This window comes from Paenibacillus sp. JJ-100, assembly GCF_948329825.1.
GTDB lineage: Bacteria > Bacillota > Bacilli > Paenibacillales > Paenibacillaceae > Paenibacillus.
Genome location: NZ_CAOJCM010000001.1, coordinates 931,664 through 947,357, shown reverse-complemented (window position 1 = coordinate 947,357; position 15,694 = coordinate 931,664). Strand labels below are relative to the sequence as shown.

Here is a 15,694-nt window from a genome sequence, read left to right as displayed (position 1 = left end):
GTTGTCCTTAATTTTCTCCATCTCCAAGCAATCTGAGCAGGTTGTTAGGTAAGGTGAACTGTTGATTATTAATAATAATCCGGCGTAGCTCCTCTTCATCCCGCTCGTTATCCGCGTCCTTGATTTCCTGGATTTCCCGGTGCAGTCGCTCCATCTGATGATCTAGTGCATTGGCAGAATCCGCGGCATTCTTCAATTCTCTTGTCAGATGTTCCGGAACATCTTTGTTGTATTTATAAAAGATTTTATGTTCCAGACTCGCCCAGAAATCCATAGCGATCGTACGAATCTGAATTTCTACACAGGCACGTTCCTCGCCATTAGACATGTATACTGGAACTTCAACAAGCAGATGCAAGCTTTGATAACCGTTCGGTTTTGGATTTTCAATATAGTCTTTCACTTCCAGCACACGTAAATCACTTTGATTACACAACATGTCCTTGATGCGATAAATATCCGAAAGAAAAGAACATGTAATCCGTACACCGGCGATGTCTTTAATATTTTCTTTGATACTTTCAAACGTCAACTCGTGGTTTTTACGGAACATTTTGTTCATAATGCTCTCAGGAGACTTCAATCTCGACTTGGTATGCTCGATTGGACTATAGTCATGAAGGGACTGAAATTCCTCTTTCAAGACCTCTATTCTCGTTTCCATCTGATCCAGCGCAAACTTATAAATCATCATAAATCGTGTAATTTCATATTTGAATTTCTTGAACTGGTCAATCGGATGTGGGGCATTCATCATCAATTTCTTCCTTTCTTCTGACGCGTCTTGAATTTGTTTATTGAACTGTATCACTTCATAGTGACAGTTGTCTTGCCACATGTCTTCCATATCATTATAAAACATCTAACACAAATAAACGAATTTACAGAGCTGATTACTGTACAGTTTGAATGTGATTTTGAAGAAGGTGGCACTATAGCTGTATACTGGAGAAGCTATTTTTTTTGAAAAGAAAGGAAATGATGATGCATACTCACCTCCAGAAATACGCTACGTTACTGCTCTGTATGTCAGGGGGCATGGTTGATGTGCTCGGATATCTCGGACTGGGTCACGTACTTACAGCCAACATGACAGGCAACATCGTGCTGCTTGGCATTGCTATTGCTCGTGCTCAGGAATTTGTAATATTTCGGGCCCTTCTTGCACTCGCCGGTTTTATTGCAGGTAACGCCTTAGCAGCACATATCCTTGGACAGGTCAGAAGCAAAAATGGTTGGTCAGTACGAGTCACCGCTGTTCTCACCCTCGAAAGCATACTGCTGCTTGTTTTTGCTATCCTGATGATCAGTCCAATCGCTGATCAAATATCCTATTTCTTAATCGTACTCTTGGCGATTGCCATGGGAATGCAGACAACAGCTGCCCGGCGCATCGGTATCGCTGGAATTTCGACTACCGTACTCACCAATAACCTAGCAGCAGTCATTGAAGATACTGTAAGCATTCTGCATCGGTTAAGACATGCCACTATCCGTTCTTTATTCAAGGAACTGCCTACCGACGCTTACCTTCGGGCAGGGGCAGTAATGATTTATCTGGGCGGGGTGATTCTGGCTGCACTCCTTTTTCATCATGTGCCCTCCATTGCAGTTTGGATTCCAGTACTCATCATCGCGGGGGTTACACTTCAAGCAAGATTTGCTTCTTGGGGGAAAACGGATGCTTAACACAGCAGTTAGCTAAAAATAAACACTGGTCAATTCTTCCGAAAATCTGCCTTTCCTGTTACACTAGTATCACTGCAAAGGCAGACTGGAGGGAATCACTTGAGAGCATTACGACAGATACAGGTTGAAATCCGCGGATGGTCTCGCAATATTCAACTCTTCTTTCTGGCAAGTCTGCTATATCAGATCGGAAACGGTATGTTCTCTGTCCTATACAATCTATACATTCAGGGCCTGGGTTACGATGACACGATGAATGGCCAGATTGTTAGTATCCAATCTCTCGCTACAGCCATCATGTTTATTCCTATTGGATTGAGCGGTGACAAGTTCAGCCGTAAAAAACTGCTAATTATCGGGGCGCTATTGAGCGGAGCATTTCTCATCGGTCGCTCTTTCGACTATGCTGCCAGCGGATTGCTCTGGTTTGCTGTATTTTCCGGCCTGTTCGCTGGTGTGTTTCAGGTGCTAGCCATTCCCTATCTCGCAGAGAACGTCAATAAAAGAGAACGCCTCAAAATGTTCAGTTACTACTCCTCACTGGTTCTAGCCTCACAGGTTCTTGGCAGCCTTGGGGGTGGTATACTGGCTGACTTACTTCACTCCTTGGGAGTAGCCAAAGTCAGCGGATTGCAAATGGTCCTGTTTATGGGCGGTGCAGCAACACTTGCTGCATTTATCCCGCTGCTTTTTGTAACTGAAAGAGCGGTGTCCCAGACTATTAGCGACAGTTCCTCGGAACAATCACAGGTTCAGCTTGATCCTAAGCTTCAGAAAGTTAAGGAAGAGGCATCTACACAACGACAATCCATGATGTCGACAGATCAAGATACATCCGTTAAAACACGAGATACAAAACTCATCGGTCAGTTTGTGGTCACACAACTGCTGATCGGACTGGGCTCTGGACTGGTAGTGCCTTATCTTAATCTGTATTTCACTAATCGCTTCACAGTATCTCTAAGCGGCATGAGCTTCCTCATTGCACTTGGGCAGATTATGACCATCGTCTCCATGCTGATTGGCCCGACTCTAGCAGCCAAAGTGGGTAGTGTAAGAGCCGTTGTCATTTTTCAGGTCCTGTCACTACCTTTCCTGTTATTAACAGGTTTTACGAATCTGTTGATCATTGCATCGATCAGTTTTTTATTTAGACAAGCATTGATGAATGCTGCCAACCCAATCCATTCCGCCATATTGGTTGACCGAATATCGGACAAACGCCGTGGGATTGCCAATTCCATGATGCAAACCGCATTTATGATTGGATGGGCCACCATGGGACCTGTGCAGTCTTATCTGGTGACCACATATGGAACCTATTGGGGCTACGCGATCACCTTCAGCATTACAGGCAGCCTCTATGTGATCTCATCTCTAATGTACTTCTATATGTTCAAAGAGCCTAAGCTTACCGCAGTTAGTATAGGAAGCACGTAATCATAATCAGGAGTTGAGTGTGCAGGTGCTTTCATCGTGTATATCAAAGAGGGTATCCTACAATGCGATGCATAACCAGGATACCCTCTTTATTTTTCTTAAACTACCAGTATTTTGGATTATAGACGAAAACGATAATACCCACGGTCACTACAGCGGCTATAATGACAAACGCATAATATTTCGGTTTATTTTCTGAACTTGGAGCCTGTTCATCATAGTAATCCGAATTGCGGCGATAAGACCCTATCCACAGATCACTCATCATATTACCAACGACCTTGATCAGACGTTTTATCCAGTCCACAACCGTATCTCCTATCTACATTATTTTTCTACATTAGATTCCATATTAAGTATAATTAACTTTATATTCCCTATCAAGTCATCTCACTTTTTGGCGTCGTTTGAATCTCTAACTGTGTCAAAATAAGAAAAGCTTCCTGATTGTTCATGCCGCACATTTCCTCTGAGGCTTGCAAATCACTGCATACCGCAGGGCGGTCGGCTCGCCCGAAAATACCGCAGCGATTATCAACGGTTAGCTGTACACAGCGCTCACCTGCCGCTTTGCCTTCGGGCATGCCGGGAATTGGTGATGAAATGGATACGGCAATACAACATGCGGCACAACCAGCCCTGCATTCCATGTGATCTCCTCCAATATCTACGTTATACCGAACGATTGATCCAAGTCCACGTCCGCGCAAGTCCTTGAGCAATTCTACGATTCATATGTTCACTGGTAAAATACCCCCCATGACTCAGTGGGTTCCAACTCGTCACAGGTCCGCCTACATGTACCTCAATATCCTCTTTCACCGCAGATGCATAGGCTGGGTCAATAGGGCGCAAAGGGTAACCTAATATATCATTGCGTTCATAAAAATTAATCCATTCTCCTTCCAGCCCCGGGAAGTATCGATCAACCGTAGAGGATGGGACATGGATCGGCCGACTAAAATAATCATAACGTAAGCTCCATAATGGCAAAGTGGTTCCAAATGTGTAGAAATTGGTCAACGTATCTCCCCGCTCCAAAGCCGAGTTTGTATCCACAATGTAGGGGGTTCGGCTGGAAGAAGGGAATTGCAGGTCATAGAAAAAATTACTGGCAATCACTGCACCAAGACTATGGGCGATCACACAAAGCGGAGCTTCTGGTCCATTCCGTCGAGATAGCTCATGCATAGCCCGGTTCAATGTTCGATGCACCGCATCATAATTATGACCCTGGTTCTCCACAGGTTGATAGGCAACCGCATCAGCGAGATAATGAATAATAAAACGACGTAAAGTCTGATAGTTCAATCCCTGCGACCGCACCAGTTGTTGAAACAACACATCTTCCCGCTCTTCAAACACGTCAGCCCAGAAGACAGGTTCAATATCCAGCATCAGATCCGCAGCCCCTGGCAGCACCATGACGCGATCCATTTGTCTGCTCAAACAAGAGATTAGCTTGTCAGCATAATTCTCTTTTTGCATACCCAGTCCGTGAATGACCATCACCGCTATCCGAGTCATGGTTTTCCTCCTTCTCATTGGCTAGGAACAATTCTCGTCCACACATGATGTAAGAATTGGTATCAGCATGACAGATGAGAAATATTAACACGGGATATGGATGCCTTAAAATGGTTAGATCTCTAAAATTAGTATTTCTTGATCATAAAACTATTTTACCATGATTTTTAAGGAAAATAATACATTTAACGTCAAAAGGAGCTGTATAAAATACAGCCCCTTAGATTCTACTTCGATTTTTTTATTCTTTAAAATGAACTCTCAGAACGCTACGTTGACCGGAAGTTACATCCCCTGTCAACACCTCAACCCGTTCGACCATATCCTGGCCATCCGGGATAATAATGGGTGTAATCAGAGGGTGGCCCGCCGCTTCGATGACTTTACGATCAAACTCAAGCAACTTCTGTCCAGCTCTGACACGATCGCCTGTATTTACAACCATTGAGAAGCCTTCGCCTTTGAGAGACACCGTATTTATGCCGACATGAATTAACACTTGCAGTCCGCTCGCATGTTCCAGAATAACGGCGTGTTTACTCTTGATAACATGAGCCACTTGCGCGTCAAATGGTGCAACCACTTGATTGCCTGAAGGCTGGATCGCTATCCCTTCGCCCATATGCTTTTCAGCAAATGCAGGGTCAGGAACTTCTTCTAACGGAACCGCTTGACCTGTCAAGGGTGCCATCACTTCGACTGAAGCGGTTTTCGTTCCTTCTACTTCAGAAGATGCAGAGGATGCAGAAATAACAGAAGATGCTTCGGTGGAGATGGTTCGATCCTCTTTTCTCAGCTTCGCCCGGCCAAATGCAACCGTCAGCAAGAATGGAACGATCAGCACAATCGCCATACCGATGAAGAATACACCCCATTTATTCGGGAAAATGGACAGGAATCCAGGGACGCCTCCTACACCAATAGATGTAGCTTGAACGTTATTCATCGTGAGCAGCACACCGCCAATGGCGGAACCGACCATACCGAAGATAAATGGATATCGATAGCGGATATTCACACCGAAGATTGCTGGCTCCGTAACCCCTAAGAAAGCGGATACGGATGAAGTTGCCGCAAGTCCTCTCATTTTCTTCTCACGTAGAACCAGCATCATCGCAAGTGCTGCGGAACCCTGCGCAATATTGGATAATGCCAGCATTGGCCAGAGGAACGTACCTCCCTGACTACCAATCAGTTGCACGTCTACCGCAAGGAAGGTATGGTGCATGCCCGTAATGACGAGTAATGCATACAGACCACCATAGATCAAACCTCCCAACGCAGCATACGAATCATAAATATAGATCAGACCAGAGGTGATGGCGTTTGCAATGGCAAACGTAACCGGCCCTATAATCGTAAATGCGAGGAAACCGGTAACCAGCAAGGTAACGGGTGCGACAACCAGTAGTTTAATCGAGTCATGTACCCGTTTGTTAAGGAAGATCTCCATCTTCGCTAATAGATATGCTGACACAAGCACAGGTAGCACCTGACCCTGATAGCCAATCTTCTCAATCTCCCAACCAAACAAATTCCAAGTTGGAACTGTACCTTTGTTCACTGCATCAGCATAACCGTACGCACTCAGTAGATCGGGATGCACAAGAATGAGACCTAGCACAATCCCGAGCAGCGGACTGCCACCGAATCTAGTCACCGCTGACCAACCGATGAGGGCTGGCAGGAACGTAAAGGCAGTATTCGCTATCGTATTAATAATGGATGCGAGATCTTTCCACGCTGGGTACACATCCACTAATGATTTTCCATCAAAGAAAATGCCGGGGCCTGTCAAAATGTTGTTAATTCCGAGCAACAGACCCGCTGTAATAATGGCTGGCAAGATGGGAATAAAAATGTCCGAGAGCGTTTTGATTGCTCGCTGTAACGGATTTTGCTTTTTACCTGCGGCTGCCTTCACATCATCCTTGGAAGACCGCTCGCCGCCGGTAATCTGAATCATCTCATCATAGACTTTATCCACGAGACCTGGACCGATGACCACTTGGAATTGGCCTTGGGAGGAGAACTGCCCTTTGACTAGATCATTCTGGTCGAGCAACTCCGTATCGACTTTGTCCTCGTCATACAGAGCAAATCGCAACCGTGTGACGCAATGTGTTGCTGCTTCGATATTCTCTTTGCCGCCGACGGCCCGGATGATCTCCTCGACCTGTTTTTTATCAATTGCCATAGTGTCACTTCCTATTTAAAAGTTGGTTGGCATATCTGTTATTGCTTGATCAACCACATATAAGATGCATAAGGACTAAGCAAGATTTCCTTCGTTAACTCAGGTTCTACATCCGTATTTCCGATAAGTAGTTCCGGTGATTTGCCCGCAATATGATCGTTCCAGACCGCAACAGGCACATCAAATTGAGTATTCTGATTACGGAAGTTTGAAACCACAATCAACGTCTCGTTGCCATTCGTTCGCGCATATGCAAACACTTCCGGGTGAGCGTCATCGAGTCGTTCATACAATCCATCTGTCAGAACATCTACCTCTTTACGCAGAGCAATCAACTTCCGGTAATGATGATAGATGGAATCCGGATCTGCCATCTGCTGTTGAACATGAATTGTAGGATACCTCTCATCCACCTTGAGCCAAGGGGTTCCGGTTGTGAATCCAGCATTAGCCGTCGCATCCCACTGCATCGGTGTCCGGGAATTATCCCTGGATCTCTCTTTCACGATCCGGAAAGCTTCCTCAGCTGATTTCCCTCGTTCTTCCTGTAACAACCGATACATATTGGTAGATTCGATATCGCGGAATTCACTGATGTCATTCCAGACCGGGTTAGGCATACCAATCTCTTCCCCTTGATAGACATAAGGAGTGCCTTGTAATCCATGCAGCGTTGTCGCCAGCATTTTGGCACTTTCGGAACGGTAGTCTCCATCATCAGCAAAACGGGATAACGCACGAGGCTGATCATGATTGTTCAGAAACAGAGCATTCCAGCCACCACCTGCCTGCATCCCTGTCTGCCATTCACTGAACAATTGTTTCAAAGCTTCAAAATCATATGGCATCAGCTCCCACTTCTGCCCATCAGGATAATCGACCTTCAAGTGATGAAAATTAAATGTCATTGAGAATTCCCGTGAAGACGGTTTGGAATAACGTATGCAGTGCTCGAGCGTCGTGGAGGACATCTCCCCTACGGTGACCATGTTATAAGGTCCAAATACCTCATCGTACATTTCAGTAATGTACTCGTGCACGCGAGGTCCATCTGTGTAGTACTTGCGTCCATCTCCTGGTGATACGCTGCCATCGTCATCTGGAAAACGCTGATCTTTGGAGATCAGGTTGATCACATCCATACGGAAACCGTCTACTCCTTTTTCCGCCCAGAACTTGATCATATCGCGAACGGCCTTGCGTACTTCTTCATTCTCCCAGTTGAGGTCTGCTTGCGTCTTATCAAATAACGTCAAGAAATACTGTCCAGTCTGTTCATCATATTGCCAGGCAGGGCCACCGAATTTGGATTGCCAGTTGTTAGGTACGCCTCCATCCGGGGCAGGATCTCTCCAGATGTAATAATCCCGATAAGGATTATCTTTGGATGAGCGGGACTGCTGAAACCATTCATGTTCGGTCGAGGAATGATTCACAACAATATCAATCATCAGTTTCATATCACGCGCTTTCAATTCGGCTAGCAATTCATCAAAATCTTCCATTGTGCCATATTCCGGATTAATTTGATAATAATCCGCAACATCGTATCCGTTATCCCGCTGTGGAGATACGTATACCGGCTGCAACCAGACAATGTCGATTCCCAGATGCTGCAAATAATCCAGCTTCTCCGTTAAACCACGAATGTCTCCGGTACCCGATCCAGTCGTATCGTTGAAGCTCTTCGGGTATACCTGATATACCGTCGATCTCTTCCACCACGATGAATGTTCTGTATTGGTCAAACTCATGTTAACGCCTCCAATAAATTGATTGCTCACATCAAACCCCCTGTTAACTTCATCATCTATAATACATAAGTAAACCTGTATATACAAGTTGAAACGAAAATGAATTTATATGTTTCTCTTCTACAACTTCCCCATAAACGTTAGCTCTGTAACAACTATTTTTGAACTCAAATCACGAAAATCCGCTGATATCTGTATTGTTTTGAACAGGTGAACATAAAAAAAGAGGCGAAACGGATCACATCCGCTTTGCCTCTTTTTAGCTATAATTAATTACGTGAGTGCCTCTTTTTATGCTGACGCTAATCCACCATATACTAAGAGTTCGGTATTATTTTCTATAGGATTTACAGCGAGATAGACTCACCAGGTGCCAGTACGCGTCCCTCTAATCCTCTAGAAGCCAGCTGTTGTACGAATTGTTCCGCATCCTGACGAATCGCAGGGAACGTGTCGTAATGTACGGGGATCGTCAGTTTGGCGTTAAACCATTCCGCAGCTTGCAACGCATCTTCAGGTCCCATGGTATAATGCCCACCAATTGGAAGGAATGCAACATCAATATGGTGACGTTCCCCGATCATTTTCATGTCACCAAATAGACTTGTATCTCCAGCATGCAGCACGGTTTTGCCACCAATATCAATAATAAATCCAGCAGGTAAACCTGCATACATAATACGCTGTTCTTCTTCCAAAACAATACCGGACGTATGGAATGCCTGAATCATTTTCGCCTTGGCAAATCCCAGATCCACTGTTCCGCCCATATTCATGCCAATGGTTTCTAACCCTTTCCACGACATGTATGTAGCTAGTTCTACAATCGCCACCACTTTGGCATCGTTGGCTTTGGCAATCGGTTCAGCATCCAAAATGTGGTCCATATGTGCGTGTGTCAATAGGACTACATCCGTTTTGATATCCTCCGGCTTGGTCACCGCAAGTTCATTGCCACGCAGGAAAGGGTCAATCATAAGTGACTTCTCTGCCGTGCCCAGTTGTACACTAGAGTGTCCGTGGTACGTAATATTCAACATTTCAGGTTCCTCCTGACATCTGAATGATTTATTTTTCTAACGTCAATTATAATTCAGAATGCTCTGTGAGTACAAAGCTGTCATTGGACAAGCTGCACTATCGCTGTATTTTTTGTGTATTCAGTACCAATCTCCAATAATTTCTTCTCTTCTGAGTGATTTCTCATGCTCTCACAGGCTGCTTACGATATACCCTCGTTTCATAGGGTTGCAACAAAATAGTCCCGTCATCCGTAGAATAACGTTTGGTTACGTTGCCCATCATTAATTTGACTTCTTCTGCATTCCAGCCTTCTGGCCATGCCATCTCTGGCTCATTCGCACTGAAATTCATTAGAATCAACCACTGCTCATCGTCCAGTGTACGGGTATACGCATAGATTTCCGGATCATCTGGCAAAAGAAGCTCATACACGCCATAGATTAGCCCATGGTGTTGCTTGCGTAACGTTATTAATTTGCGGTAATAATGCAAAATCGAATGTGGGTCTGTCTCTGCATCTTCCACATTGATATCCGGATAATTGCTATTCACTTCGATCCAAGGCTCGCCTGTTGTAAAACCTGCATGCTTGGAATCATCCCATTGCATCGGTGTACGTGCATTATCTCGACTTTTCAGCCAAATGGCCTCCATCACCTCATCTTTGGATTTCCCTAGACCTATATAGTGGTTATAGTAATTTTTAGTCTCAATATCCCGGTATTGGTCAATATCAGGGAATGCCACATTCGTCATGCCAATCTCTTCCCCTTGATAGATGTACGGTGTACCTTCTAACGTTAACATCCATGTTGCCAGCATCTTTGCAGAACGTATTCTGTACTTACCATCATCTCCAAAACGGGACACCGGACGTGGCTGATCGTGATTACCCATGTAATTGGCATTCCAGCCTCGACCATGTAATACCGTCTGCCAGCGGCTCATAATTTCTTTCAGTTCAGTCAGCTTCCATGGTTTATAATTCCACTTCCCTATGCCTGAAGATTGGGCATCGATGAACATGTGCTCGAACTGAAACACCATGTTCAGTTCATCCCGATCCGTACCCACATAAGCCAAAGCTTGCTCCGGTCCAAGCCCGGAGGTTTCACCAACAGTCATCGGACCATATGGTTTGAGAACATTATTGTTCAGGTTGCGGAGGATGGAGTGCACCTGCTCCAAATTAGAAAACAGTTCGTAAGCCTGTACCACAGGCAGATTATCGGGATTATGAGCATTGGGTAGTCCATTTGCTTTAGCGATATGAGCTACTGCATCAAAGCGAAAACCGTCCACTCCTTTTTCCAACCACCAATGCACCATTTCATACATCTCCTCAGCCATCTCCGGATTGTTCCAGTTTAGATCAGGCTGTTGTTCTGAGTACAAATGCATGTAATATTCGTTCGTTTCCGGATCATGCTTCCACACGGAACCACCGAAGTAGGACTCCCAGTTGTTCGGCACCTGTCCGTTTTTACCCGAACGCCAGATGTAATAGTCACGCCTTGCATTCGTTTTGGAGGAACGGGACTCAGCAAACCAGGCATGTTCATCCGACGTATGATTCAGCACAAGATCCATCATGACCTTGAGTCCACGTTTATGCGCTTCAGCAAGAAGTCGGTCGAAATCCTCCATTGTGCCATACTTTCGTAAAATCGCGTAATAATCACGGATATCATAGCCATTATCATGTCCTGGAGAATCATAGATGGGACATAGCCAGATGACATCAACACCGAGATTTTCTATATAATCCAGCTTCTCATAGATTCCCTGCAGATCTCCATAACCGTCTCCGTCAGCGTCCTTGAAGCTGCTCGGATAGATCTGATATACGACACTTTCTTTCCACCAAACGATAAGATCCACCTCCCTTTCTCCTCTTGTGAAGTCATTCACCCGTTAATATGTTTTATCCGAAAAGAAACCCTTGTAAACGCCAGAACCGGGTTATTATATAAAAAGACCCGAAACCTGCATCGCATCAAACGATGAGCTTCGAGTCTTTCTCGAAATGAGTGGTAACTTTTATTTCAAAGGGATGTAGATCTTCATGTCCAGCCGCTCGGGTGTTGACTTCCACACATCCGTCACTTCAAAGTCCGGACCTTCCCGGCGTTCATATTTGGATGCAGGCAGCCAGCTGCCATAGATCATTCTGCGTACATCTTGCTCGGAGCCTTCCGTTACAAACTCAGCATATAACCCGCCAGGTATCTCCAGACAGGTATATCCCGGTTCCAGAGAATCACCACTTCCTGCGCTTTCTTCACCAACAATAAATGAGAATGACCCATCCTCCTGAAAATGAGCCGCAACACCGTACGCCATATCCGGACGTATTCGATCTGGAATCTTCATGAACTTCTGCGCACGCCCGAATTCATGGTAGAACCCGGGAATCTCTGCATAATGCTGCTCGTTATTTAGCTGCGTCTGATATTCATAACCCGTGATTCGGATGGGCTCCAACGTCACCAGACGTGGCGGGTTCATGTGGAATGTGTTCTCGAGCTGTGAACGATATTCATTAAAATCTATACTCTGCTGCCAGGTGTCCTCCGCTACAAGTACTTGCTCCAGTTTGCGAAACCGAGCCGGTGTAATTCCAAAGTGAGCATCGAAAGCTCGGGTAAACGCTTCCTGCGATTGATAACCATGATTGAGGGCAATCTCTAGAATCCCCGTCGCCGTGTTACGCAAAACAGACGCCGCCTCCGTTAATCTTCGTCTGCGTACATATTCCAGAACGGTAAAACCTGTAATCGCTTGAAACAAGCGCTGAAAATGAAAAGCCGAAAAACCTGCCGCCCCAGACACGTCCTTGATATTAAACGGCTCCTTCAGATGCTGTTCCAGATGCTCAATGGCAAGCTGAATACGTCCATAATGATCCATGACACTCGCTCTCCTGTTCATATGTGGGATATGTACTTTTTGTACCTTGATTACATTTGCATGTATCTTCAATTAGTATGACAGAAATGCATGAGCGCTTTTTGATTCTGAATGCGAACTTAAATTGCGCCGCGCTTCGTGAAACACTACAGGCACTGATATCAGGATCTAGTAAGGCACCGGATTGAACTAGCGATTACTTTTCTTCTATAAATAAATGAATGAATGCAACATAGTTAGCACAGAACAAAAAATCCCTTGTTTCTGTCCGCAGCCCAGCAGCATACTTTGGCTTATCGCCAGGCGCAGACGTCACACAAGAGAGAATAAATACTCGCTTTACGATGTTCCATGCTGATCTATACGTTAGTTAATTTCGTAATTGATCTCTATGAACTACTTTTCCACTTGCTTCTTTTATATGCTAACCGTTCCAGTGTCCAGACACAGGATGAATCCCCCATATGTCGGCTGCATACTCACTTATCGTACGGTCACTCGAGAATATGCCTGAATGTGCTGTGTTGAGCACAGCCTTGCGAGTCCAGCCGGAAGGATCTCGATACGCTTGATCGATCGCTGCATGGGCATCAGCATAAGCCGCAAAGTCCCGTAATACAAAATATTCGTCTCCGTGAGCAATCAGCGAATCATATATATCCCAGAACTCCCCATCTCGACAACAAAATACTCCTGGATGTACTAACTGCCCCACCACTTCACGGATACGCTCATCCTGATCGACGATTTCATTAGGTCTGTAACTGCCGTTACGATAATACTCCAACACTTCGTTTGCACGAAGGCCAAAGATAAACATATTCTCCTCACCGACCTGCTCCGCCATCTCCACGTTAGCACCGTCCATCGTACCTATAGTCAGTGCACCATTCATCATGAATTTCATATTCCCTGTACCGGACGCTTCTTTTCCTGCAGTGGAGATCTGTTCACTCACATCAGCTGCCGGGATAATCTTCTCAGCCAGAGATACCGAATAGTTCTCCAGGAAAAACACCTTTAATCGATCATTCACCGCTTTATCGCGGTTCACAGTATCTGCGACTGTAGTAATCAGTTTAATAATTTTCTTCGCAAAATAGTAACTCGGTGCGGCTTTGGCTCCAAAGATGAACGTTCGCGGCACCATATCATATGAAGGATCACTTCTCAACCTGTTATACAGATGCATCACATGCAAAATGTTGAGTAGCTGTCTCTTGTACCCATGCAGCCTTTTCACCTGTACATCAAACACGGAATCCGGGTCAACCATTGTACCCGTATGATCCAGAATGTAAGACGCCAAACGATTTTTGTTTTCTCGCTTGATTGCACCGAATTGCTCTTGAAACGAGGATTGATGAGCATAATCTGCAAGCTGTTCCAGTCTGCTCGGCTCAGTAATCCATCCATTACCGATAGTTTCGGTAATGAGAGTCGACAGCTTCGGGTTCGCATGCATCAACCAACGACGATGTGTAATGCCATTGGTTTTGTTGTTAAACCGTTCGGGATACAGCGTGTAAAATGGCTCCATCTCGCGTTCTTTTAGAATTTCAGTATGCAACGCGGCTACACCGTTAACGCTGTGACTGCCTACGATGGCGAGGTGAGCCATGCGAACCTGATCGTCAGCAACAATGGCCATGTGCTCAATGCGATTCGTATCCCCTGGATACCGATCTAGCAGCATACCGCAGAAGCGTTTATTAATCTCCTCAATAATCATATAGATCCGTGGCAACAGCTTGCTGATCATGGATACCGGCCATTTTTCCAAAGCTTCGCTCAATGTGGTGTGATTCGTATACGAGACCGTTCGTGTTGTAATGTCCCATGCTTCATCCCACCCATAACCCTTATCATCTATCAGAATTCGCATCAGTTCGGGAATAACCAACGTTGGATGGGTGTCATTGATATGAAAAGCTACTTTGTCCGGTAGACGATCATAAGGCAGGCCCAGCTTGTGGAATGTACGCAAGGCACTTTGTACACCCGCCGAGCACATAAAGTATTGCTGTTTCAAGCGGAGCAGCTTGCCCTCGTACTGGGAATCATCCGGATATAAGAACTCCGAGATCGATTCCACAGAACGACTGTAATCCAGATATCCATAATAGTTCGAAGGAGTACCCATCGATGTTTCGCGTTTCGGCTCTGCACTCCACAGTCTTAACGTATTAACATGGGGTTGACCATAACCGATAACAGGCACGTCATAAGGTACAGCAACAACTGATTCAGCATCCTTCGTCACGAAATGATAATGCCCATCCTGCTCATAGGCCTCGACCCGGCCCCAGAACTGAACCTCTACCTTTTTGTCCGGGCGGCGGACTTCCCACTCATTGCCCTTATCCAGCCAATTATCTGGCAGTTCTACCTGGTTTCCATGGATAATCTTTTGCTCAAACAAACCATATTTGTAACGAATGCCACAACCATGTCCTGCATACCCCAGCGAGGCTAGTGAGTCTAGAAAACAAGCAGCCAACCTTCCCAGTCCTCCATTGCCCAGACCTGCGTCCGGCTCCTGTTCCTCAATACACTCTAGCGAAAATCCAAGCTCCGCCAAGCTATCACGAACCAGTTCCAGTTCATTCACGTTTAGCAAATTGTTACCGAGCAGACGTCCAATCAAAAACTCCAGTGAGAAGTAGTACACCTGTTTGTCTTGGCGCTGCTTAAATCCTTGATTCGAGGCTGCCCAGTCTTGACCCGCATATTCTCGGATCATGCTGCCAAGCACGTGGTACACGTCTTCCTGCGTAACTTCTTCAATTGGTTTGCCCAGTTTGCTTACGAGATTGCGTTGAAAGATCGATTTGAACGTTTCTTTGTTGTCAAACAAAAGTAGGTCCTCCCGGTGAAATCCTGCGGGTTTAGGGCGGTTTTTTAATTTTAGTTACTCAGGCCATCCTGCAATGTGACCGTTCCGGTTACGAATCATTCTTTCGATCGCTGTTGTCTCTTCCATTTCCAGATTTACCTTTTGCAAGGTTGAAATGGAGAGACAAAGGCGAACGCTTCGCTTCTTCAGAATTGATTTCGTACCCTTTGCGTTTGCATCAACATAGCAACTTAGACAGTGGCCCTTCATGCGTTTCCTAAGACACCAACCTGAAAACAAAACCGCAGGATTTTATTT

General features: G+C 45.3%; 12 protein-coding genes. 2 read left to right on the top strand and 10 right to left on the bottom strand.

The genetic code is table 11. The features are described from left to right. Positions 1–7: 7 nt before the first annotated feature. Positions 8–754: a GTP pyrophosphokinase gene (locus PQG66_RS04630; protein WP_272036473.1), complete on the bottom strand. Its 747-nt coding sequence runs from the start codon at positions 752–754 to the stop codon at positions 8–10. Positions 755–963: 209 nt separating this feature from the next. On the opposite strand from PQG66_RS04630, the gene PQG66_RS04625 reads away from it, so the two are divergent. Together PQG66_RS04625 and PQG66_RS04620 are read left to right on the top strand one after the other, a co-directional pair. Beyond that, complete coding sequence (locus tag PQG66_RS04625) at positions 964–1,689, top strand: YoaK family protein (protein WP_272035609.1); 726 nt, start codon at positions 964–966, stop codon at positions 1,687–1,689. Between the two features lie 99 nt (positions 1,690–1,788). Continuing rightward, on the top strand, positions 1,789–3,129 hold the full coding sequence (locus tag PQG66_RS04620; RefSeq protein ID WP_272035607.1) for an MFS transporter: 1,341 nt from the start codon (positions 1,789–1,791) through the stop codon (positions 3,127–3,129). A 103-nt stretch (positions 3,130–3,232) separates the two neighbouring features. On the opposite strand, the gene PQG66_RS04615 is transcribed toward PQG66_RS04620, so the two are convergent. The 9 genes from PQG66_RS04615 to PQG66_RS04575 form a co-directional block, all read right to left on the bottom strand. Continuing rightward, the gene (locus tag PQG66_RS04615; protein WP_272035605.1) at positions 3,233–3,436 is read right to left on the bottom strand and encodes a hypothetical protein; all 204 of its coding nucleotides are present in this window, start codon (positions 3,434–3,436) and stop codon (positions 3,233–3,235) included. A 73-nt stretch (positions 3,437–3,509) separates the two neighbouring features. Then, entirely contained in the window at positions 3,510–3,779 is a 270-nt protein-coding gene (locus PQG66_RS04610) for a YkgJ family cysteine cluster protein (RefSeq protein ID WP_272035602.1), read from the bottom strand. Positions 3,780–3,801: 22 nt separating this feature from the next. Further along, complete coding sequence (locus PQG66_RS04605) at positions 3,802–4,656, bottom strand: chemotaxis protein (protein WP_272035599.1); 855 nt, start codon at positions 4,654–4,656, stop codon at positions 3,802–3,804. A gap of 241 nt (positions 4,657–4,897) precedes the next feature. Continuing rightward, a complete protein-coding gene (treP, locus tag PQG66_RS04600; RefSeq protein ID WP_272035597.1) occupies positions 4,898–6,853 on the bottom strand; it encodes a PTS system trehalose-specific EIIBC component in 1,956 nt (651 codons plus the stop codon). Between the two features lie 38 nt (positions 6,854–6,891). Then, positions 6,892–8,607, bottom strand: a complete 1,716-nt coding sequence (treC, locus tag PQG66_RS04595; protein WP_272036471.1) for an alpha,alpha-phosphotrehalase — start codon at positions 8,605–8,607, stop codon at positions 6,892–6,894. Between the two features lie 347 nt (positions 8,608–8,954). Next, positions 8,955–9,647: a metal-dependent hydrolase gene (locus tag PQG66_RS04590; RefSeq protein WP_272035595.1), complete on the bottom strand. Its 693-nt coding sequence runs from the start codon at positions 9,645–9,647 to the stop codon at positions 8,955–8,957. A gap of 163 nt (positions 9,648–9,810) precedes the next feature. Next, positions 9,811–11,511, bottom strand: coding sequence for a glycoside hydrolase family 13 protein (locus PQG66_RS04585; RefSeq protein WP_272035593.1), 1,701 nt, complete (start codon positions 11,509–11,511; stop codon positions 9,811–9,813). Between the two features lie 159 nt (positions 11,512–11,670). Next, positions 11,671–12,540 carry an AraC family transcriptional regulator gene (locus tag PQG66_RS04580; RefSeq protein ID WP_272035591.1) on the bottom strand — a complete coding sequence of 290 codons (870 nt, stop codon included), beginning with the start codon at positions 12,538–12,540 and terminating at the stop codon, positions 11,671–11,673. A 424-nt stretch (positions 12,541–12,964) separates the two neighbouring features. Then, positions 12,965–15,397 (bottom strand): glycogen/starch/alpha-glucan phosphorylase, encoded by a 2,433-nt coding sequence (locus PQG66_RS04575; RefSeq protein WP_272035588.1) that lies wholly within the window; start codon positions 15,395–15,397, stop codon positions 12,965–12,967. Positions 15,398–15,694 lie beyond the last annotated feature (297 nt).

Excerpts from the sequence above, each read along its gene's own strand:
- PQG66_RS04630 (WP_272036473.1), bottom strand. The coding sequence starts at position 754 with ATGAATGCCCCACATCCGATTGACCAGTTCAAGAAATTCAAATATGAA.
- PQG66_RS04610 (WP_272035602.1), bottom strand. The coding sequence starts at position 3,779 with ATGGAATGCAGGGCTGGTTGTGCCGCATGTTGTATTGCCGTATCCATT.
- PQG66_RS04605 (WP_272035599.1), bottom strand. The coding sequence starts at position 4,656 with ATGACTCGGATAGCGGTGATGGTCATTCACGGACTGGGTATGCAAAAA.
- treP (WP_272035597.1), bottom strand. The coding sequence starts at position 6,853 with ATGGCAATTGATAAAAAACAGGTCGAGGAGATCATCCGGGCCGTCGGC.
- treC (WP_272036471.1), bottom strand. The coding sequence starts at position 8,607 with ATGAGTTTGACCAATACAGAACATTCATCGTGGTGGAAGAGATCGACG.
- PQG66_RS04590 (WP_272035595.1), bottom strand. The coding sequence starts at position 9,647 with ATGTTGAATATTACGTACCACGGACACTCTAGTGTACAACTGGGCACG.
- PQG66_RS04580 (WP_272035591.1), bottom strand. The coding sequence starts at position 12,540 with ATGGATCATTATGGACGTATTCAGCTTGCCATTGAGCATCTGGAACAG.